At 65.8% G+C, this 21,011-nt stretch carries 15 protein-coding genes and 1 pseudogene; 5 read left to right on the top strand and 11 right to left on the bottom strand.

Annotated features, from left to right (window positions below):
* Positions 1-52 precede the first annotated feature (52 nt).
* From AOM45_RS13010 to AOM45_RS13000, 3 genes are read left to right on the top strand one after another with little or no spacing between them, the layout of a single operon-like run.
* Entirely contained in the window at positions 53-1,114 is a 1,062-nt protein-coding gene (locus AOM45_RS13010; protein WP_236703417.1) for a C40 family peptidase, read from the top strand.
* Complete coding sequence (locus AOM45_RS13005; protein WP_051783046.1) at positions 1,111-2,979, top strand: type IV secretory system conjugative DNA transfer family protein; 1,869 nt, start codon at positions 1,111-1,113, stop codon at positions 2,977-2,979. The genes AOM45_RS13010 and AOM45_RS13005 overlap by 4 nt, the downstream gene beginning before the upstream one ends.
* The gene (locus tag AOM45_RS13000; protein ID WP_030466880.1) at positions 2,976-3,551 is read left to right on the top strand and encodes a hypothetical protein; all 576 of its coding nucleotides are present in this window, start codon (positions 2,976-2,978) and stop codon (positions 3,549-3,551) included. Before AOM45_RS13005 ends, AOM45_RS13000 begins: the two co-directional genes overlap by 4 nt.
* 186 nt (positions 3,552-3,737) lie before the next feature.
* Here the strand turns inward: AOM45_RS13000 and AOM45_RS50790 are convergent, their stop codons facing one another.
* The gene (locus AOM45_RS50790; RefSeq protein ID WP_156093737.1) at positions 3,738-4,517 is read right to left on the bottom strand and encodes a DUF7662 domain-containing protein; all 780 of its coding nucleotides are present in this window, start codon (positions 4,515-4,517) and stop codon (positions 3,738-3,740) included.
* A gap of 233 nt (positions 4,518-4,750) precedes the next feature.
* On the bottom strand, positions 4,751-8,290 hold the full coding sequence (locus tag AOM45_RS12990; protein ID WP_156093738.1) for a DUF4365 domain-containing protein: 3,540 nt from the start codon (positions 8,288-8,290) through the stop codon (positions 4,751-4,753).
* A gap of 423 nt (positions 8,291-8,713) precedes the next feature.
* Between AOM45_RS12990 and AOM45_RS12985 the strand changes: the two genes are divergently transcribed.
* Positions 8,714-9,640, top strand: a complete 927-nt coding sequence (locus AOM45_RS12985; RefSeq protein ID WP_030466883.1) for an aminoglycoside phosphotransferase family protein — start codon at positions 8,714-8,716, stop codon at positions 9,638-9,640.
* Positions 9,641-9,753: 113 nt separating this feature from the next.
* Here AOM45_RS12985 and mobF read toward each other — a convergent pair whose 3' ends face one another.
* Both mobF and AOM45_RS12975 read right to left on the bottom strand, forming a co-directional pair.
* Positions 9,754-14,616 (bottom strand): MobF family relaxase, encoded by a 4,863-nt coding sequence (mobF, locus tag AOM45_RS12980; RefSeq protein WP_030466884.1) that lies wholly within the window; start codon positions 14,614-14,616, stop codon positions 9,754-9,756.
* Positions 14,617-14,924: 308 nt separating this feature from the next.
* Positions 14,925-15,944 (bottom strand): hypothetical protein, encoded by a 1,020-nt coding sequence (locus AOM45_RS12975; protein WP_156093739.1) that lies wholly within the window; start codon positions 15,942-15,944, stop codon positions 14,925-14,927.
* An 851-nt stretch (positions 15,945-16,795) separates the two neighbouring features.
* Here AOM45_RS12975 and AOM45_RS12970 point away from each other — a divergent pair.
* Positions 16,796-17,233: a hypothetical protein gene (locus tag AOM45_RS12970; RefSeq protein ID WP_030466886.1), complete on the top strand. Its 438-nt coding sequence runs from the start codon at positions 16,796-16,798 to the stop codon at positions 17,231-17,233.
* On the opposite strand, the gene AOM45_RS12965 is transcribed toward AOM45_RS12970, so the two are convergent.
* From AOM45_RS12965 to AOM45_RS12935, 7 genes and pseudogenes are all read right to left on the bottom strand, one after another.
* Positions 17,230-17,658: a hypothetical protein gene (locus AOM45_RS12965; RefSeq protein WP_030466887.1), complete on the bottom strand. Its 429-nt coding sequence runs from the start codon at positions 17,656-17,658 to the stop codon at positions 17,230-17,232. The two genes, AOM45_RS12970 and AOM45_RS12965, sit on opposite strands and share 4 nt — an antisense overlap.
* 623 nt (positions 17,659-18,281) lie before the next feature.
* A complete protein-coding gene (locus tag AOM45_RS12960) occupies positions 18,282-18,755 on the bottom strand; it encodes a single-stranded DNA-binding protein (protein WP_059362400.1) in 474 nt (157 codons plus the stop codon).
* A 327-nt stretch (positions 18,756-19,082) separates the two neighbouring features.
* Positions 19,083-19,301, bottom strand: coding sequence for a hypothetical protein (locus AOM45_RS12955; protein ID WP_030466889.1), 219 nt, complete (start codon positions 19,299-19,301; stop codon positions 19,083-19,085).
* A 77-nt stretch (positions 19,302-19,378) separates the two neighbouring features.
* Positions 19,379-19,720, bottom strand: coding sequence for a hypothetical protein (locus AOM45_RS52290; protein WP_201779946.1), 342 nt, complete (start codon positions 19,718-19,720; stop codon positions 19,379-19,381).
* Between the two features lie 39 nt (positions 19,721-19,759).
* Positions 19,760-20,239 carry a hypothetical protein gene (locus tag AOM45_RS12945; RefSeq protein ID WP_030466891.1) on the bottom strand — a complete coding sequence of 160 codons (480 nt, stop codon included), beginning with the start codon at positions 20,237-20,239 and terminating at the stop codon, positions 19,760-19,762.
* Between the two features lie 105 nt (positions 20,240-20,344).
* Complete coding sequence (locus AOM45_RS12940) at positions 20,345-20,719, bottom strand: hypothetical protein (RefSeq protein ID WP_030466892.1); 375 nt, start codon at positions 20,717-20,719, stop codon at positions 20,345-20,347.
* 47 nt (positions 20,720-20,766) lie between these two features.
* Positions 20,767-21,011, bottom strand: a pseudogene (locus tag AOM45_RS12935) (IS630 family transposase); the annotation flags it as partial.

Genomic DNA, 21,011 nt, shown 5'->3' with positions numbered 1-21,011 from the left:
GTTCTCAGCACCGGTGCTCGGTGGGGTGGTTGCCGCCGTCTATGTAGCAGTCGTGATCCCGGCGCTCCTTGTGGGCGCCGTCCTGCTCTCGATGACCAGCGTGTTCGCTGCGGCCGCCTCGTGCTCACCATCCGGCCTGTCCGCCGGGTACGGGCCTGGCGGCGTAACCCAGCAGGTCGGTGACCACCCGTTCACCGCGGAGCAGTTGACCAACGCGCAGATCATCGTGGCCGTCGCCGTCGGCCGAAAGCTGCCCGAGCGGGCGGCCGTGCTGGCCTTGGCCACCTCTATGGTCGAGTCCGAACTGCGCAACGTCGCTTACGGCGACCGCGACAGCCTCGGATTGTTCCAACAGCGCCCCAGCATGGGCTGGGGCAGCCCGGCGCAGCTGCTCGACCCGGTTTACGCGGCCGGCAAGTTCTACGACGCGTTGCTCGCGGTGCCAGGCTGGCACACCAAACCACCCGGTGAGGCTGAGCAGGCCGTGCAGCGCTCCGAATTCCCAGAGCGATACGGACCTCGCGAACCGGCGGCTGCCGCGCTCACCGCGAAGTACTGGAGAGGTCCGAACAACCCCGTGCCCTCGTCGGGCGCTGATGTTGTGCTGCCTGTCGACCTCGCTTTCGGCGGTTGCCCGGACAAGGGCGCTGGCGAACTCGGCGAGGTCGATCCCAAGAAGCTCCCGGCTGACTTCGCTCTACCGACTCAGCCGCAGCAACGAGCCGCCGTGACCTACGTGCTGGCCAAGCTTGGCCGCCCATACGTATGGGGCGCCACCGGTCCAGACTCCTTCGACTGCTCGGGGCTGATGATGGCGGCCTGGGCGCATGCCGGTGTCAAGATCTCCCGAACGACCTACACCCAGATGTACGACGGTGTCGCAGTTGGCTCTCTTGCCAAAGTGCAGCCCGGCGACATGTTGTTCATCCCCGGCTCTGACGGCACCGCGGCGCGCCCCGGACATGTCGGCATGTACATCGGCCACGGGTACGTGGTCGATGCTTACGACACCGACCACGGCGTCATCCTGACCAACCTCAAGTCCTGGGAATCCAAGGTCGTTGCCATCCGCAGGGTCGTCGGCGGGCAAGTCGGCGAGGACCCGCGATCATGAGGACCGCTGTGTCGCCCACCGGTGACCGTGACCTGGCATTGATTGGCCTGATCGTCGCCGTGCTCAGCGCAATTGCTGCTGTCGCCACCACCTTGATGCTCGGCGTCGCGCTGAGCACCGTGTTGCTCGATGGGCCTTGGGAGCTACCCGGCTTCGACACCTGGTTCACCGGGGCGCTCGGCGTTGTCGCGCAGCCGGGACAGCCTGCGAGCGGCCTGGGCGAGCCGTGGGCCAGCACCCTTTCTTCGCACACCGGTTTGTACTGGACCGTCACGAGCATGCTGCTGGTCGTCCTCAGCGGACTGATGCTGGCCGCGGTGTTGCCCGCCTGGCGGCGGTTCGGCCCCGCTGCAGCAGGGCACGCGAAACGCGAGGATGTCAGGGAAGAACTGTCGTTGGCTGCAGGCCGTCGCACCGCTGCATGGACCCGGCCGAGCCTCTCTCGTGCGCAGGTACGGCAGGCACCGCTGGAGGAAGTAGCGGTGCCGTTGCATCTCACGCAGTGGCGTGAGCCGATGTGCACACCGCTCGAGAATCCCACCGGCACTCTTGCCCCGACCCAGTCCGGCAAGAGCCGTCAGGACCTTGTGCACAAGGTGATCGCGGCGCCCGGTGCGTTGCTGTGCTCGACTACGAAGCCCGATTTGTTGGAGTTCACCGCTCTGCTCCGCGTCGGCCGCCGTCCCGCTGCGCCGGTGAAGTTGATCGACCTGACCGGCACGGTGGCGTGGCCGGCTCGAGTGCACTGGTGGCCAATGCAAGGATGCGACGACACCACTGTGGCGTACCGCCGTTCGCACACGATGGTCGAGGCTGCCTCTGTCGGCCTGACCGGAGTGGGTGGCAACGACAAGGTCTTCCGCGACCGAGCGAAAGTGGTGCTGCAGGCCTACTTCCTCGCCGCTGCGACGCACGGCCGCGGCGTTGACGACTTGGTGCGGTGGGCGATCAGCAAGCCTGTTGACCAGGAACCGGTCCGGCTGCTTCAGCAGGCTGGCCTGCACGAGTACGCCCGGAACCTGCGTTCGGAGATCGGCTTGGTCGCCGAGACATCCGATGCGGTGTGGCTGAGCGTGCGGCGGGTGATCGAGCCGTTCATGGACCCGCAGATCCGAGAGCTGTGCACTCCTGCTCCTGGCCAGGACTTCGATGTGCGGGAGTTCCTGGCGCAGCAAGGCTCGTTGTACCTGATCGCCGGCCAGCACCAGTCCGCGCAGGCCGCGCCGATTCTCACTGCGCTGGTCGAGCATTGGCTGACGACGGCACAGGAAATGGCGCTGCACTCTCCGAACCGCCGCCTCGACCCACCAGCCTCCGCGATCCTCGACGAGATCACGAACGCGACTCCCGTACCGCAGATCCCGGATATCATCTCCGACTCCGCCGGCCGTGGCGTGCTCATCCACTGGGGCGCTCAAACCGTGGCAGCACTGGAAGATGCGTTCGGTACCCAGCGAACCCGTCAGCTGTTGGACAACACCACGACCTTGTCGGTCTGGGGCGGGATCAAGGACCGGACCACCTTGGAGTGGGTTTCCTTGCTGACGGGGCATCACGATCGTCGTCGGTACCAGCAGCAAAGCGACGGCCTTCTTGGCCATGCCCGCACCTCGGTCGGGCTGGAGACGGTGCCCACCTACCGACCAGGCGACGTTCGTCGCGTGCGCCGCGGTCGCGTCCTGGTGATCCACCGGCACCTTGCCCCGATCCTGGCCCGTACCGTCGATGTGCGGAAACGACCCGATTGGAAGATGATCTGCAGCCACGTTCAGGCTGTGCGCGACGGGCAGGTCGAGCTCGGTTCGGACGGGCTCGCTGTCGGAGCAGGGCCGAGGACCGGCCAGTTCGGCGGATTCGCGGCATGAGCGGCGAGGCAGAGCGGTCGGGTGCCGATGTGGGAGACCGGGATGCTCAGATCTCGGCGCTGACTGATCTCGTCGAGGCGCTGACGCGGAAGCTGCGGCGCCTCGAAGACAGGGTCAACCAGTTGGTTGCGCGACCCGGACCGGAGTCCAGTGCGGACGAGGATGCTGCGGCCGAGCCAGCCCCGTGGGTGTGGTTCAGCCCGCCTGCAGCTGCCGAGAGCGACCCTGCTGGAGACGGAGATCCGCGGAACACCGTCGACAACTTCGTGGCTTGGTACAACGTCACGTTCGTTGGCGTTGACGGGAGTCGTGCTCGGCCGATTCCTCAGTGCTGGAGCCAGCATCCCGGACTGGCGATGGAGGTGGCGACGCTTGCTTACAGCTGGCGTGCGGCCAACGTCGGCCCGAATGCCACCGAACGCGATGCGCAGCACTGGCTGCACCAGTGGCGCCCCGGCTTCGCTGACCGACTCGCCCGTGAGTGGGGGAGTCCGGACTGCCTTGATGGGGACCACCGCGACGACGGACGTGCCCGCGCCGATCGGCACGAGATCGCCGAGCAGCACGCTTGAGAGCTGCTTCGGGTCCTGACGCCGCGGAGCGTGAACCACTTGGCTGTGCCAGCGAGTTTCGGCACCGCTTCTCTGCAGATTGCAGCACTGAGGCCGTCATCACGAGCTTGATCAACTTCGTAGAATTCTGACGCCACAACATCTTCGTGACCGAAGTTTGGCGTCGCTCGCCAACCGTTGACCGCGTCACTCCGCCCCTCGATCCGCATTCAGGATGTCCACTACGTCGTCGACGTACACCAGAGCGAGTGCGGCGTGCTCTGCAAGAACGCGAGCCGTCTTGCGAGCCAGAGGCAACACGGAGCGCTGTCCATCCGTCTCGATGTCCGCTTCGACAGCCACGGACAGACTGACAGTGCCACCCGCCGCCAGGTGGCGGACGAGTTCATCGTGGAGCCGCTGACTCGTTCGCTGCGTCGGCCCAGGATTGCGGTAGTTGCCGACGCGGCGCCGAAGGTTGTTGGTCTCACCGACATAGATCCGAGGCCTCCCCGCCGAGTTCGCGAAGGTCAAACGATAGATCGCGGCGACACGAGGCAAGCGCGGGAACACCAGCTTTTCGTCGGACAGTCCAACCTCGCCGCCGACACGCCATACACAACGCACGCGCACGTCCAGAGCGGGAGCGTCGTCGTCGATGGGCAGCTCAATCGCTGTAACGTCCGGCTGGCTCTCACCTGCTGCTGCCATCGGAGCGTCATGTCGAACGAACCGCACGTGACGGCGTTCCAGGGAGACGAGGTCGACCCGCCAACCGGCGTGGTGCCACGCCGCCTGCTGGGATCGCACACCGTTGGCCCACCACGCCCGGTGGTCGTATGCCGAGGCCGGCAGACCACCGACAAGGTCAGCAATCTCGGCAAACGACAGCTCAACACCCCGCAGACCGTCGCTTGCCGCGGCAGCAAGGCGTCCCGTCAGGGGTGCATACTTGCCCGCCAATCGTGCTCCCATCACAGCGATCACAGCCTGGATGGTTGGCAGTGTCCCCGGCAGGACCGAGAAATGTGCGCAGGCACGCCATCACCTGGGGGCTGGGGGCCACCTGGACCTGAGCCATCGACGACGGCCGAGCGGTAGGGACCGAGGAGGCTAATCGAGTGGTGTCAACATTCGCGGACACGCCGCAGTCAGTGATCATGGCAACGACATGCTTGGCGGAGAAGTGCTTTCCGACTTCGTCGACGGAACCAACCAGTTCAGTGATCTCGCTCGTCCCGCTGCCGGCGAATGGTTTCGCCGGCAGCGCGGGCTGCGTCGTGCAAGACGTCTCGAGTTGGTGTGTCGACGGCCAGATGATCGGCGATCGTGTCGGTGACCCGACCAAGGGTGTCTTCCAAGGCGCTGTTCGCGAGGTGGTCGGCGACGCCGATGCAGACTCTGACCAGCCATGCGACGAGTAGGTCCGGTTCGTGTGCATGAACGTTCTCGAGGATGGGCAGGCAGTCGGCGAGTGCGCTGTTGTAGTCGGACCAGAAGCCACCGCGCTGCACATAAGTAGCCGCCGCACCGAGAGACCAGTTCTCGTCGCGAGCAAGGCCAAGGAGCTCCTCGGCGGTCAGGGTCAGATCGACGACGTGGGCGCGGGCCAACGTCTGCACGTCGACGCGCAGCGAGTCCTCGGCCAGGTTCGCCTCGATCAGCACGTGCAGCAGGGCGAGGGTGCTGAACGCGGGTATTTCACGCTCTACAGCCAGTTCGCGAACAACGACATCATCGCTCCACAACGGTTTGCCCGTCTGAGCAGCCGTTTCGAGCGAGCTGACCCAAACTTCTCGATCGCCGAAACCACCCCGGTCGGGGAAGACCTCGCGAGCAGGAGTGTCTACAGCGACAAGATCACGAGCTGCACGGTCGACATCGGCAATCCGAGCGATGAACTCGCTGGCTTGCTGCCCGGAATGCTCGGTTACCGTCAAAGCGCTCTGGTCGGGATCGAATCCTATCCAGCTCACGCTGTCGGGATCGCGGCGAAGTTCGGCACCGGTTGCCTGGATGTCGTGTAGCACGTTGCGCGGCACGACGAGTTCGGCGAACGCAGCTCGCAGTGAGGGCCATCGGTCAGTGAGCAACGTGGCAGTGGTCAACGCGCTGGTCTCCACCACGACCGACTGGTTGAGGGAGTTCGTTGCGGCGGCGATTTCCCAATCGAAGCGGTCGGGATCCAGGGTCATCGCGACTATTGGACCGCAGGCGCGTTGGATCAGCGCTTGGGTATACAGCTGGCCGCGGGATGCGACCACCAATCCGAGGGGCAGCCGTGCCTGCCTAACGAGGTTCAGCAACAGCCGATCCTGCTCAGCACGCGGCGCCAATTGGGCCCGCATCATCTCGGCGAAGCTCAGTCCGTCGATGTTGATCGTCCGGATCGGACCGTCGGGATGACGGGTTGTGTAGTCGAGGAGGGCTTCCTGAAATCTCTGCTGGCCAGCTTCGTCAAGATCGGGCAAGATCGGGCGCCCGTCTGGGGCGTGCCGACCACCCGCGTGCATCAACGTGGCAAGGATCTGCGCACAGACCTCGGAATCGTCAGGCCAGCGGGTCAGGCTCTCCAGCGCCGTGGCGATGTCGGCTTCGGTGAAACCGAACTGCGCATGCAGGCCCATCCACGCACCCAGCGCGCCGCGATGGATGATGGGCGGATTGAGTTGCTGCAAGCGTGCCCATGCATCGTCGAGACGACCTTGGTTGATGGTTGCGCCGATCAGCACCCACTGAAGATCGGCCTCTTGTGGATGCTCGCCAAGCGCCGCTCGACTCTGCGTTTCGACGTTCATCCAGTCCCCGCGCATCGAGTAGAACCCGATCAACCCGCGACGCAGCGCCAGCCGTCGCTCAGCCGGGAGATCGGGGCGAGACAGGAGCTGGACAGCCGACTCCGCAGCGGCGTCAGGCTTGTGGCTTCGCAGCAGCAGGTTCAACCGCATCGCGTCCAGCGCGACGTCGCCGAAGCGAGCGATTCCCCGAGCACATTCCTGCAGCGCCTGATCGTATTGGCCGTCGTTCTCCAACACCTCGACCAATAGCTCCACCGCAGCGGCCGACGTAGCGACGTGACGGCGCAACTGCATGACTGCGGTTTGAACGTTGCCGCGGCCGGCTTCGCAGCGGGCGCCCAGGAGATCGGCTGTGACCGGATCGATGATTCCGGATTCGCGCGCCTGATCGAGTTCGGGAAACGGCCAGGCACCCAAGGTCGCCATCAGGTAGATGCCGCGCAAGCGCAAGTCGTGCTGCTCGATGGTCGGTAGTGCCTCTCGCCACAATTCGATCTGGTCGTCGCGTGGAAGATCAGGGTCGGCGGTCAGCGCGCGTAGACCTGCGGCGATCGGCTTTCCCTCAACTCGGTCAACGAACTCGGTCGCCTTGTCTCGTTGGCCCAGGGTGAGGGCCGCGATGGTGCCGAGGTAGGCGACATTTCCTTCGCTTGCTTCGTGTTCGCTCGCATGTCCCTGGGGCGAGGGCGTGGCTAGGTTGATCATGGTTGCGTATGCGCCGACAAGGTAGTGCTTGCGCAGCAGCACCGTGAGCGCCTGCTCGCTGGGGCCCGACCAGCGGCGTCGCTGTTGCCATGCGGTCGTGGCCAGCTCCTCGGCGCGGCGCAGATCCTCCGCCGGCACAGCGGCAGAGCCATCTGTCACGCGCCACAAAAGCGCCTCCGCCATCCGCAATTGCAGACCGCTGTTGTCCGGACCTGCGGCCAGTGCCTGCTCGGCGTAGGACACCACTCCGCTGATGTCACGGCGGTGTCCTGCATCCTCGCCGAGAATCTGCAGGCACATCTCTTCGCTGGCCAGGTCGTGTGGTGACGCAGCCCGGAGGGCTTCCGGAACCGGGATCTGGCTGGTTTCGCTCAAGCGCCTAACGTGCCAACGGACGGCATCGAGGAGCAGAGGTGATCCACCAGCGGTCTCAGCCTTCCTCAGCAGGTCAGCTGCCCTGGTCATGTCTCCGGTACCGGCGGTGAAAACCGCGGCGAGGGCGTATAGCCGCCCTGCGATTGCTTCGACCTGCCCGGCGGCCAGTGTGAACGCCTGAGCTGCCAGGTCGGGGTGGCCGTGTTCCACCGAGTACGCGCCCAGGATCGCTTCGAACTGCCCACCGCCACGCACCAACCAGCTTGGCTGGCTGGCCAGGATTGTCTCGACCGCCAATCGCGGTTCACAACGCCCGCGCGCCAACGCGACGGCGAGCCGCAGCGCTCCGCGCGCCTCGCTAGCCGCAACGCGACGAATGGCGTCCGCCACCGACGGCGGCAAGTGCGGCATCGTCTCGTCCAGCGGGTCTTCCGTCGCGCCAACTGCTGCAAAGGCAATGGCGGCGATAGCGTCTTTGGAGTCTGGGGTGATCGTCTGATCGCGTGGGATGACGATCGTCCAGTCGTTCGGCGTGTAGTTGATTCGTTCCGCAGTGACGTGCTGCCAGTACAAGGTTTCTGTGTCCGGATCACAGAAGATGATCAGGACGGGGAGGGTATGTCCCAACCAGTAGCGCAGGTGACGTTCGTTCCCCTTCGCGCGATACCGCCACCCCTCGGAAGTCGGCTCGAAGTAGGATCGCCCGGTCTTGATCTGCAGGGCCACAGGGCGCCCCGACGGCACGCCGTCCGTCTTGGGTTCCACGTGTGCGTCGATGCCGTAGTCACGGATGGGCTGGTCGCGAAATACCCATCCCCACTTGGTGAAGGCAATAAGGGTAAGGCCAAGTCCAAGCTGTTCGGTGTCGGCGCTGTCCGTCATGCCAACCCACACTGGTGTCGATGACGCTTGGTGACGTTGCTGCTCACGGCTTCCGTCCAACACGTCGAGCCCGCGCTCGGTCGGCAGATGAGCTCCGGTTCAGCGCGCCGCGTGCTCCAGGCGCAGGCTGCTTGTCGCATTGCACTGCCGTCCAACTTCTGAGACTTCCAAGGCATCGGTCGTAGCAGGCTACGTGACCACTCCGGCGCTACTGGGTAACGCGCCCGGCATGCCGGGTCTGTTTCGGCCTTGGCGTCGTCCATGATTGTCGCGGGTGGTTCAGGTTCATGGGTGTGATGCGGTCGATGCAGGGCGCCGTGCAGGATGCGCAGCGCCCATGGGAGTTCACCCGTGTCGCCGAGCGTGGGGCCGTCATGGTCGTTAGCCTGGCTCAGCTGGGATGATCGAGTGTGTGGGGCGGGTATGAATGCTGCGCGGGATGCCGAGGTCGCATCGTCGTATGCCTCGGTGGGCGCGTTGTTCGGCGTTGACTTGATCAGTTACGAACTGTTGCCCGGGTTCACTGGCGACGGCGTGTACAAGGTCAGCGACGGCCACGCCGACTACGCGTTGAAGGAAGTGGTCGATGAACCAGGGCTAGCGTTTCAGCTGGCCTGGCTGCGCGACCTCGCCAGCAACCCTGACATTCGCACGCCAACTCCGCTGGGCCGCGCCGAGGGTGGCGTGGTGCCTGTGTCCCTGGGGGATCGGAAATGGATCCTGTCGAAGTGGGTTCCAGGCCGTATCAGTGCCTTGGAGACCGACCAGCTCATGGCGGCTTACGGGCGTGTTCTGTCGGCATTGCACCGTACTGAGCTATCGGACTCGACCACGCGCGTGACGACGGCGGCGCGCCGCTATGACTCCGTCTACTTCGACAAGGCTGCGGGCACACTGACTGAAGCGCTAGGAGATGCACTGGCGCGCGCGGACTTGGAGTTGTTGTGGCGGGCGATGTTGGTCAGTGAGGAAGTGCTCGAAAGCCTGGAGAAGATCCAAGGCGAGATCGGAGCGGTGCACGCCGGTATCCATGAAGACCACCTCATGGTCGACGAACAGGGCGGGTCGGTCGGGGTAGTGGACTTCGCGCGCTGCGGCCTTGGTGTCCGCGCGCTTGACGTGGCGATGGTCGCTCACTATCTGCCCGATGAACGGCACGACGAGCTCAGGTCGCAGTACGCCGCCCGGGGTGGCACGGCCGCAGGACTGGACGGATACGAATGGCCCAGCCTGCTCCTGCTCACCGCGGTCGACAACCTCGCGACGCTCAGTCTGTCGCGCCACACGCGCGAACAACTTCTTTCCGGCCTTCCTGACCTTCTGGACTGCGCGCGCAGCGCCCTGTCGTGACGAGAGTGCGTGGCTAGCCGAAACCGTTCGCCTTCGCGCCTTGTGCGCTCGTGGAACGCACTTGCGGACGCGCCCAGCTCGGAGACGGCGTGTGCAGGGGAGCAGCGCTCGCCTCAATAGTCCATCCCAGAGCTGAGATCGTGTCGCTCGTCGACCTCTTCTACATCGTCGTAGCGGTGTAGCTCCTCAGCGGTGTGCGCGGGATGTGCGTCATCTCGACTGGCCGCGAGCGCCTTGGCGTCCTCGCGGAGATCTTCAGCTCGCTCGATCACGTCGTCGCGCAGAGCCGCGATACGGCGTTCGTTCGACGAGAACTGATCTTCAGGTGTGGTCACGACTGGCCTCCACTGTTCGTTGAGTTTGTTCCAGGCTCGGCTACGGGAGTCGTCCCTGCGGGGCTGTGGCCCAAGCGGGACGTCTGGGTTGTTGGTCGTGATGCGGTATGCCTCGCGGTATGCCGCAGCGCTTGCGGCCAACTCGTCCCACCGGGATGCGGCGGTCGAGTCGATGGGACGCGGACCGAGACCGCTAGACCAACGCGGCTGCGACTCAGCGACGTCCTGGCGCAGCTGGGCTGCGCGCTCGGTGATCGCCCGTGCGAGCTGGTCGAGGTGCTTTGCCAGCTCGGGACGGTCGGTGAGCGCAGCTGGATCCGCGGCGTCGAGCCAGGGGAGTGGGCCGCGGGGCCGCTCCTGTTCGCCTGGCGCGACGGCACGTTGGATGCGCTGTTCGACCCGTCGGTAGAGCACGGCGGCCGGATCACGTGCGCCATCGAGGCCGGAGAGGCTGTCGCTGTCAGGGACTGCCTGCTCGATGGTCCAACCCCAGCTGTGCGCCAGGTGTAGGAGCCAGCGCAGCGCAGGTTCGGCGTCTTGCCCGAGCGCGGAGGGGGCGCGAGCGGCGAGGACGTGAGTGATCTGGGTTTCGAGGTGCTGTTCGTCGGCGGCTCGTGCACTCCGTTCGTAGCGGCGCACGAGGTCGTGCAGGTCCTCGAAGGGGTGTGAAGAGGCGATTTCGTCAGCGGCGATCGCGGCTAGCAGGTCGTCCGGGTCGATCGCGTCACGCAACCTGTCCAAGGTGCTGGTGCGGTTGGTCTTGGTGCTGTCGGGGTGTGAGGTGTCGCTTGTGGACGGCGGCGTCCACCGGACGATCAGGTCTTGCCACGCACGTGCGCGTGGACCGTCGCCTTCGGGCTCTGCGCCTAGTGGGCGAAGGGGTTCGTTGGTAGTGACGTTGTAGGTGTTCCGGTAGGCCGCGCCCAGCCCCGCCAGCTCGTCCCACAGTTCGGCAGCAGCGGGATCATGGTGGGGGCGCGGTCCCAATCCGGCGGCCCATGCCGGCTCGTCAGTGATGACCAGCGTTCGCAACTCCTCGACACGTGCGCCCATCACCTGGTTCAGGTCCCACAGATAGTCGAGCAGCTCTGGGGTTTCGCGGAGTTGCTGGTGGTTCGGATGTGCGAGCCATGGCAGCACAGAGCGCCATCCGCCGCCCTCACGGCGCTGTTCAAGGAGTGCGGCCTGCAGGGAATCGGCCGCGAACTGATGGTCGGGCAAGGGGTCAGCTGTTGGGCGTGCGGCAAGCCAACGGGCGGCTTCGGCCATGGCCGTGTCAGCGTCGAGGCCCTCGGAGGCTGCTGCGGCTGCAAGGTGCCACACCGGTTCCCATGTGGTGTCCTCGACTGCGGCGGTAGGCGCGTGCTGCTCGATGACGGCGCGCCAACGGTTCGTGGCGGCCAAGGTCGGCGCGGAGACGCGCGCGGGCGGGTCGCTGTCGAGCAGTCGTTGCTTTACACGCCACTGGAGCACAGCAGCTGGATCCTCGACGTCCTCGGTGTCGAGCGGGCCCGCCGAGAGAGCGGACGCGAGCAATGGTCCGGACTGCCAGCCGAGGGCTTCGGCTGTGCGGAGGGTTTGTCGCAGCGCCGGGATGGCCGGACGGTCGAACAGCTCGGGAACCTGGTCGGTGAGCACCGCCTCAACCTGTTCGTCGACGCCCAGCAGCGCGACGTAGTCGTGACGGCCGACCAACGTGCTCAACGACTCGGCCGCCGCTAGGGCGTTGCGCAGCTCTTCGTTGGCGGCAGTCTCGGCCGATGAACGGGTGAGGGCGGCCTCGAGCACGCCGCGTGCGGTCCGTTCGAGTGGCGTCTCCTGGTGCGAGTCGATGGTGTGCTGGTGGGTTTCGACGTAGATGCGGTTGTCGTTCACGGCGCGAGTGGCGAGGGTGTAGAGCTGTTCACGAGAGATGCCGTGGGTGGCGATCGCATGCGCGGAACCGCGGCTTGTCATTCCCTGGACGCGGTTGATCGTGGCCGCGTAGCCCAGCTCGACCTCCTCGGTGACGTAGCTGGAGGGCACCACCACGGTGCCGCGGCTGACCTGGTGCCGCAGTTTCAGCGCACCGTCGCGACGTACCTTGACGACGTCCCACGTGTCGCCGTTCTTGATGAAGTCCTTGCCGCCGAACAACGTCCGCAGCCGGTCGTTGCGACGGGTGACTACCCAGTCGCCAGCGCTGGCGTGGGTACCGTCGTGAAGTTGTGCAGCCCGACCCTTGCCGCTCACATCTCCGCGGAGCATGCGCAGCGCTCGGGCTTCAAGGTTGAGCGCGGTGACGTCGTCGTTGGTCGGGACGATCAGCAGAGACTGGTGGCCGGCGTCGAGGTCGTTGCGCCAGGCACGGTGGGCGGCGTCTCGGATCGTTTCGCGGCTGCCGTCAGAGATCCAGCCCTGGTCGAAGTAGTAGTCGAGGCCCGCGGGATCAGCGTCATGGAGTGCGAGCGATGCGGCCCGCTGGCCGGGATCGCGGAATCTCACGACCTCCTTGAGCCGCACGGCGCCGTGGACGTGTGCGAACCAGCGGACCGCGCCACCGGCTTCCACTGCTGCGAGCTGCTTGTCGTCGCCGACCAGCCTGACATCGGCTCCGCGGCGCAAAGCGAAGGCGACGACGTCATGCAATGTGTGCGTGCCCGCCATCGAGACCTCATCGATGATCAGCACGTCGCCGCGGCGGAACGGGAAGGCTTTCTCTGCAACGCCTATCTTCTGAGCGAAGGTGACCTGGTGCAGGGTGTGTGGGCGGGCGTCGATCGCGTCGGCGAGCACGTGCGCGGCCCGTGCGCTCGGCCCGAACGCGTACACCCGGCCACCTTCCGCGCGCACGGCGTTGGCGTAGACCCGCATCGCAGTGGTCTTGCCGGCTCCGGCTGGGGCGTACAGCAATTGCACTCGGCGTCCGGATTTCGCGAACGAGGTGACGGCGGCTCGCTGGCCGCGGTTGAGCGAACCTCCTCCGGAAATCGCGTTGGCAACAGTCTCTGGAAGAAGACGACGGCCGTCGGTGAGGGCACCCCAGGTGGCTAGGGCGGACTCCTCGCGCAAGGTTCGGCCGGTCGTGAACCGCTGGCTATTGTGCTCGACGAAGACCGACTCGCCGGAACGTCGCCGCAGAGCGTTCGGTTCGGCTACCAGCGAAGGTGCCTCCAGCGACACCAGGTCCGGCGATTGCAGCACCGTGCGCACGACATCGGCGATCAACTGGTCGCGGCCTCTGTCCGCGACACGCAGGTGCGCGGTCTGGCGATGTGCTTCGGCTTCGATGTTCCAGGTGTTGAAGTGACCACGCTGGTCGGAGACAACTGTGAGCGTTGCCTTGGCGAGCTCGTGCAGGTTGAAGTCCGCGATGTTGTCGGCGTGGCCGCCGAACACTCGTTGCCCCAGCGCATCGATCACCTGCTCGGGGACCATTTTCTCGGCCCGGAGACGCCAGCGGTGGAGGTGTTCGGCCAGTGACCGCGGCGCCTGCTTGCTGCTTCGGGTGCCGTACTGGGCACGCTTGGAGATCTCGAGAACCTCTTTGGGAGAAGGCTCTCGGCCGTGCTGCCGACGGAATTCGACGATTCGACGGGCGCGGTCCTGCTCGACCTGGGCCGCGCGCTGCGAGAAACCGGTCAACAGGGCGGCGGGCACTCCGTCCAGCTCCCACGTCGGCCGCTTCGCGTCGATGCCACCAGAGGGGCGTTCGGTCCACGAGGCACCGTGTTCGCGGCAGAGGTCGCGAACACGGCTGTTGTAGTACTCCGACAACGTGACCGCAGCGGCGAGGACGGTGCGTCCGTCCAATGAGGTCCAGCGTCCATCCGGGCCCTGCACCTTCGTGCTGATGAGCACATGGGTGTGCAGATGCGGGTCGGCCGCGCGTGAGTCCCAGTGCTCGAAGATTGCTGCGGTGATCCCCTTCACGTCGTGCTGCGTGTAGCCACCAGCACCCTTGCGGGTGTACGCGACGGTGTTCTCGAAGTAGGCAAGGGTTTCGCGCACCGCCTGGCGATGAAGACTCACGAGGAGCTCGCGGGTGCGCTCGTCGGCGAGCGCCCAGGCGACGCTGACGGATTTCGAAGGCGCGCAAACGAGCTCTACGCCGCTGACGGCCGACTTCATGGCCTTCTTCTGCGCGGCGAGCCACTTGGTCAGCTCGTCCTCTGAAGGCAGCTGGCCTTCGTGTTCGTCGGCGTAAGCCTGTGACAGGACGAGGCGACGAAGGTCCGCGCGTGTGGCGTCATCGATCGGAGCGCCTGGCGGCAGGTTGTTGTCGAGGTTGTGCCGCTTGTAGGCCTCGATGACTTTGCCGCGCAACCGATCCGCACCGTCGTACTGAGGGAACCGGTAGCCGAGTTTGGTGGCGGACAAGGCTTCCGCCTCGGTGTGACCGAGGGCGATCATCTCCGCCTGGATGCGGTCTGCGTCCGGGTGGCGGCCTTCGCCGAACAGCGCGTTCATCTGTGCGGCCGTGACTTCGCCGTGCATGTTCAGAACGGCTGCGCCACGCCCGAACCATTCGCCAGGTGGGTAGCCGTGCGCCAAGTAGTAGTCCGACAGTGACTCGCCGGCCTCCAGACCGCGGTCCGCACAAGCCACCGAGCCGGTGAGGTACTGGTGCCCACCGGGCGAGAGCTTGCGCACGCCGATCACAACCACCAGCTCAAACTCGGTCGTGAAAGGACGTCCAGCACGCGCGCCAATAGCGTGCAAAACTCGGTGGTTTATCGATTCAGAACCGTGGAGCACTCACAGTGCAAGAGGTGCTGTGTGCCGGCGGGCTGAGGGACGGAGGTTGGGGAGCGGCGGGCGGCGGGTGAGGGCGGCTCGGAGGTGAGGGCGGGCAGGCCTGGACGGGGGCAAGAAGAGAGGCTGGGCTGCTGAGGCACGGGGGAGGTGCACACGCGAAAGCCCCCGGCGGAAACCGGGGGCTTCGGGAACGCGCTCGTGCGTTGGGACCTCTACGCGGCGGCCAGTTCGTCCAGCTCGGCGGCCAGCTCTCGGCACGCGGCGCACTGGCCGTCGTCGGCGACAGGTGCGTTGGTGTCGTTAGGTTCGCGCTGGACTCCGCACGTCACACAGTCGCTGAGTTCGGCGGTATCCTGCCGTGCTTCGGCGGGCGGTTCGGCTGAAAGGTAAGCGCGTGCGTAGTCCGTGATGATCTCGCGCACGGCATCCGTAGGGGCGTGGCGCCAGTCGGAGCGCAGCAGTGCCCGCGCGACAACGTCGCCGTGCTTCGTCCAGACGAACGAGCAACGGGCCGTCACAAGGTCTGCAAGGCTGTGGCCAACCACCAACTCCGGGAGACCTGCGCAACCTACCACACGGCATTCGCCACACAGCATGTCGTCACCATGTCCGGCTTGGACGCGCGCTGCGTTCAGGTCATAGCGTCCTCGGCAGATCCCGCACGCGAGGCACGCGAACGGCACCTCATTGGCGTACAACGCCGCGCGGTCGTAGTCGAACCCTGAGGCGTAGACCTGCTCGGCGGCCGCACGGTCATGGCGGTCCGGCACCTGATCCCCGTCCGCAACTCCGGCGCTGTCGACGCGGTAGCGAGCGAACCCGGCGGCGTCGGCCTGTTCCTGACGGGAACGAGCTTTGCGGCGCAGCTCGTTCCGCTGCTCGGTCTTCAGATCGCGCGGCGCTTCGTGCTTGTTGGTGCTGTTCCAATGCGGCGCGCGCTGGGAGCTCCGTTCAACGGTCCGGCGCGTTTCACCCGGCTCGGGCAAGCATGCCGCGACGATCGCACGGTCTTCCTGGCTCGGGGCGGTCTCCAACAGGTGGTTGATGAACGCAAGGGCGGTGTGCGGGCGCTCGTCCAGCTCGTTGGCGATGCGCGCGATCACCCACAGCGTCCGCGTGGGCGCGACCTTGAGCAACTTCCGCCCGAGCTTGCGGGCTGCGCGGATGTTGCCTGACCTGACCAGCTCGGCAAGCTCGGAAATGGTCTCTGGAACAGAAATAGCTGCAGACATGGATTACCCCACTACTGATTTTGTGCTTCACCGGGTCTGGCGTTCCCGGCGCTTCTTTCTTGCAATTCTGATCCTAGTGACCGAATAGGGTGCTTCGCAAGAAATTGAAGTAGCACGATGGGGTGTATCTGCATATTCACTGGCGCGCGATTTGCAAGATATCCGCTGGTCAATGCCTTGAGTGTGGCAGTTCAATTGTTGAAATGCCGCCCATTCCTCCCCGCTCCCCCTGTCCCTGCCGGTCCTTGTGGTGTGACGGCCGGGTCAAGGTGGGTCCCGAAAAAGATTTTGACGGAGCCTGCGGAGGCAAAATGTTTTTGGGGTGCCTTGATGCGGCTGGCACGGCATAAGATGATTGAGGGCAGGGGGGCTCAGGTGACCACTCAGCGCAGGCAGGTTGAGGCGCAGCTGGGCGGCTTGGAGAGTTCGGAGTCGCGTCAAGGCGGCCTGGCGCGAGGCGGTCGTGTCGCCTGCGGCGGATCGCCTTTGCACATTCGGCGGTCACAGACCGCTAGACTCTGCGATGCCGGTTTGGGTCTTACTGAGTCCTGTGCGCCGGCAACTTGTCGTCGCAGTTTCTGGCGAGATCCGCGTTGTGCGGTGAGCCCCTCGTGGGCTTATGCGACGACACACGAAGGCGTGCTGGTCCATCGGGCCGGCACGCCTTCGCTGTTCGATGGCTCGGTCTGTCGCCGTGTTCCCGTGGGCGTCGGCGAAACAACCGATCTGGGCCGGTTTTCGTTGACGTTCTTCTCACCGTGTCGTTCGCTTGGAACTAAGGACGGATCGGGAGGGAGAAGGGCATGGCTGCATCTGGAGCCGGAGGCAGGCGTCGGGCACGCCGGTCGACCATGGTCAGCAGGCGACTGGCTGCAGCGCGCGAGCGGCACGTAGAGCAGCTTGCACAGCAGCGCGAGAACGAGCGGAATGTCGACTCTGCTCTCGAGGTGTACTTCTTGGCCGACGAGAAGATCGCTGAGGCGGAGCAGGAGTGTGAACGACGTACGGCTCCTCATGAGCTGGCGATCGCACGACTTCACGAACGGCGCGATGTCGTGGTTGAGCAGCACCGGGCCGAGCAGGGCCGCGCAGCGCTGGCCGCCGCCGAGGCAGACCGAACAGTCGAGCAGATCGCCACACTGTTCGGAGTGGACGAGAAGACGGCTCGGCGACTGATCGCGGCAGGCAGGGACGAGCGGAAGTCCACCGTCGAAGCCAGCGAGCCTCCTGTCCTGACAGACCTGGCACCCGACCCGGCTGACCCGGCCGTAGCGGCGACGCTCGCCTAGCGCGCTCGTTCGCTGGCCCTCCGTCGGGGGGAGTGGCTGGAACGACGACGGAACCACTGAATCCAGAGGACGACCGTGGTCACCCAGCCGATGGCCATCAGGCCGACCGCGATGGGGGCGAGATCTCCGAGTTCTCCGACGGCGACCGCCAGCGGTAGGAGCACCGCTCCGGCCGCAGCACCCCACAGAATGCGCCGGGTCGCGACAGCCGGCAGGAACCAAGCACGCGTCAGCCGTGCGATGCCCATGGTGAGCACCGCGCCGATCACGATCAGGAACGGCAGCCCAGTCGTCCAAGGGCTACCTGGTGCGAACACCTTGCCGGTCAGTACGGCGATCAAACCGGAGGCCGCGGCTCCGACGTAGGCGCCGACTCCGCCAGCGCCGATGAGACGCATGAACACGACCAGCGCGGTGACCCTCATGCGATTTGAGGGTAGAGCACGTCGGCGGTGCGGTCCGCGGAACCGGTGATGGAGAGGACGAGCGGTCGTGCTGACTTCGTGTGCTGCGGCGGGTTCTCTTCCTCGGCCTTGTCCCACGATCGGGTGAGAAGTCGACCTGGAACATGTTGGCGTGCCGAGCCTCCGATCGCTTGTCTGCTTCTGCACGACAGACCTCTTTCGTCGGGGCGCACCTCCAAGCTCGTCCACAGTGGAGGAGCCCATCCTCGACCTCTGTGGTGGATAGCCGGACAACCCTGGCCAGGCGTGGCGATGCGGGGTCTCGCGCACGCCTGGCCGAGGGCGAGCGGGCAGCTGTGCTGTGGGGTGGCAGCACGCGCCTCAGCTCGGCCGGAGAGCATTGAGGTTCATCGGGTGCAGGACCGAGCGGCCGACCTTGGCCGGACGCAACCCGCTTGGGGCGCGGCGGATGCGTCCGGCCAGGGGGATCGGGCTGCAACGTCCTAGGTGGATGGACGCGCGCCACTGATCGGCCGGAGAGAACTGGTGAAGGACGGCGAGGTGGCGGTGGCGGGCGCCCTCATCGGCCACCGCAGCCGGAGCGGGCCCGGACGCTGTGCATCCGGGCCCGCTCGGTGTAGAGGTCAGAACGCGGGCTCGCCGACGAAGCCACGAGCGCTGGCGTGCGGTGCCTCGTTCCACGGGTCCTGAGCCGGCACGGGGGCGTGCTGAACGGGCCGGCCGCCATCTCCACGGCTGACCTTGTTGACCTTCGCGGTCGCGTAGCGCAGCGAGGGGCCGATTTCGTCGACCTCCAGCTCCACCACCGTGCGCTTCTCGCCTTCCTTCGTCTCGAAGGAACGCTGGCGCAGGCGCCCGGTGACGAGCACTCGCGAACCGCGGGTGAGCGACTCGGCCACGTTCTCGGCGACCTGCCGCCACACGTTGCACCGCAGGAACAGCGCTTCGCCGTCCTTCCACTCGCCCGACTGCTTGTCGAACGTGCGGGGCGTAGACGCGACCGTGAAGGACGCCACCGCGGCACCGCTCTGGATGAAGCGGAACTCCGGGTCCGCGGTGAGGTTGCCGACGACGGTGATGGTGGTCTCTCCAGCCATGACGAGAACTCCTTGTCAGATTCGGTGATCGGATCCCGACCTCCCCGGTTCTCGAATCCGCCCACCCGCTGGCAATACTTCGAGTGGGTTCGCCCGAGGGGGCTGTCGATCTGCGTCTCGGAGCTCAGGTCGTGGAAGGCCCCGCAGGGGGCGGCGGGGGTTCCGGCCCGTGCTTTTCGGGCCGGGTTCATCGGCGCGGACCTGGAACGAGCTGATAGCGTCGGCGCAGATCGACAGGTCCCTCGGGTGGACCTTGCTCACCCTCGCTCCTCAACTTGCCCCGTGCTTTTGGTCGGCCGTGTGCCGGGCAGTGGATTCCTGTGTGCGTCAGTTCAGGTGTCGCTCGGGCGTGAGGCAGTCTGCGAGGTGGCGGGACAGCCAGCGTCGCGAGGCATGAGGCTCGCCCGCTTCATCGAGCAGCCCGGCCATGACGTTGATCTCGATGCAGGAGAAGACGTCGGCTAGTGCCGCGGCGAGCGTTGGGTTGCTGAAGACCTGTGACCACACCTGGAGTGGGTCGTAGAGCAGCATCGGAGAGCTGGTCACGACGTGATCCTCATTCTGCGGTTGAAGCCGACTCCGATCGTGGGAGGAGGCGGAGGTTCGGTTGGGAGCGTTGCGGATCAGCGGCCGAGCTCGTCCAAGTAGTAGGCCTGGCTATCGGCAGCAAGCTCGGCGTGGTCGATGCCCAGGGCATCGGCCAGGTGCAACAGGTCTGCGCAGAGATCGGTCACCACGACGGTGAGCTCCTCGTTGTCGAACTGGCCGGAGCACGCGGCGTGGGCGATCACGCCGGCCGCCGCGAACACCGCACGGTCGCTGTTCAGGATCGGGAGAAGCGCCCGGAGATCGCTGAGGGTGGTCACCGCAGAGAGCAACGAACGATCCGGGGACTCGCCGCGTGAATAGTCCTGCGTCGGGGGATTGACGCCGGTTTGGGGAGTGGAGGTGGAAGGCTCGGACATGCTGCTCTCCCTGGCCATGAGGCTCGTTTCCGGAGGCGATTACGTGCGGCGCAGGACCAACCGGCATGGGTCGTCGGGTGTGGTGACATGCCTGAGCACGTGGAAGACCAACGGCGGACCGCTACGACCGACTTCGATCGCGAGCTCGTCGACCGTGAGGCCGGTGTCGTGCAGGGTGTCGTTGCGAGCGTCGGCGAGCCACCGTTGTGTGAGGCGATCGCCCGGCCGCAGCAAGTTCAGGACGGTCGACCAAGACAGGTCCGACTGGAACAGCCGGGCTCGACACACCGTGGTGACGGCTGCATGCTCGTTCCACTCGACGTCGAAGGGCCGCTCTAGCTGGAACCCGACGATCTCGACGCCGCACGCGATGGTGCGGTTGTCTAGCTCCTCGCAGGTCTTGGTGGCTCGTGCGACTGCAGTGCCGGCTCGGGCATCGAACAGGAAGGTGACCGCGTCGGATGACACGAGCGCAGAGATGTCCTCGGCGGTGAGCGCTGCAGCTTTGGGAAACTCCATCGGACAGATCCCTTCTGACGGGTCGTCGCGAGAACTGACGTGAACTGCCACCAGGCAAGGTGGAGAACGAGTGCTGGGAGCTGGCGACCGAAAACGTGCGGTGCATCAGTTCTCGAACAACGCGCTGTAGGCGTCGAATGCCGTTGACACGTCGTTGATGGCGTTCTTGATCTTGCTACTGCGGTGGGTCGACTGGGTCAGCCTCTCGACGGCCTGCCGCAGCGCGGCGAAGGTGGCCGTGTGTTGTTCGGCAACCACATAGCGAAGGGAGTCCGCGCTGCGGATCTGCGCGCAATGCAGATGCAGAACATCGCGTTGTGCCGCTAGAGCTTCCTCGTCTTGGACGACATGCACTGCAGGCGCACCTTCGTTGAAGACGTGGGCGCAGTCATAGCAGGTGTCGATACTGAGCGCGGGTTCGATCGCTGTGATCAGCAGGCCGCCTGGCAGACGCGCTCCCACGTGAATCTCTTTGGTCACGACGTACGCGTTCGTGCTGCCTGGTCGTACGACGGCAACTCGTACAGCTAAGCACGTGGCCAGAAGTCTTGTCCGAAACCTTGGGGTAGCCAGGGGCTGGTCCAGGGTGCGGTGGTGGTGAGGTTCTGTTCGGTGGTGCGGTCGCGGAAGTAGGCGTGTGCCTGGCGGACGCGGCCGGCCATGGTGGCGGGTGCGGTATTGGCGATGTGGTGTTTGAGCCCGGCCCAGATGCGTTCGACGGGGTTGTCCTGCGGGCTGTATTTCGCGCCTTCGATCAGCATCAGGCGTGGGT

The organism is Lentzea aerocolonigenes (genome assembly GCF_000974445.1).
GTDB classification, from domain to species: Bacteria; Actinomycetota; Actinomycetes; order Mycobacteriales; family Pseudonocardiaceae; genus Lentzea; species Lentzea aerocolonigenes.
Note: the sequence above shows the minus strand (reverse complement) of the source record. Positions and strands in the feature narration are given on the sequence as shown.

Bases quoted from the DNA above. Each gene is read 5' to 3' on its own strand.
- AOM45_RS13005 (WP_051783046.1), top strand. From the start codon at position 1,111: ATGAGGACCGCTGTGTCGCCCACCGGTGACCGTGACCTGGCATTGATT.
- AOM45_RS13000 (WP_030466880.1), top strand. From the start codon at position 2,976: ATGAGCGGCGAGGCAGAGCGGTCGGGTGCCGATGTGGGAGACCGGGAT.
- AOM45_RS12990 (WP_156093738.1), bottom strand. From the start codon at position 8,290: ATGACGGACAGCGCCGACACCGAACAGCTTGGACTTGGCCTTACCCTT.
- AOM45_RS12985 (WP_030466883.1), top strand. From the start codon at position 8,714: ATGAATGCTGCGCGGGATGCCGAGGTCGCATCGTCGTATGCCTCGGTG.
- AOM45_RS12975 (WP_156093739.1), bottom strand. From the start codon at position 15,944: ATGTCTGCAGCTATTTCTGTTCCAGAGACCATTTCCGAGCTTGCCGAG.
- AOM45_RS12970 (WP_030466886.1), top strand. From the start codon at position 16,796: ATGGTCAGCAGGCGACTGGCTGCAGCGCGCGAGCGGCACGTAGAGCAG.
- AOM45_RS12965 (WP_030466887.1), bottom strand. From the start codon at position 17,658: ATGAGGGTCACCGCGCTGGTCGTGTTCATGCGTCTCATCGGCGCTGGC.
- AOM45_RS12960 (WP_059362400.1), bottom strand. From the start codon at position 18,755: ATGGCTGGAGAGACCACCATCACCGTCGTCGGCAACCTCACCGCGGAC.
- AOM45_RS52290 (WP_201779946.1), bottom strand. From the start codon at position 19,720: ATGTCCGAGCCTTCCACCTCCACTCCCCAAACCGGCGTCAATCCCCCG.
- AOM45_RS12945 (WP_030466891.1), bottom strand. From the start codon at position 20,239: ATGGAGTTTCCCAAAGCTGCAGCGCTCACCGCCGAGGACATCTCTGCG.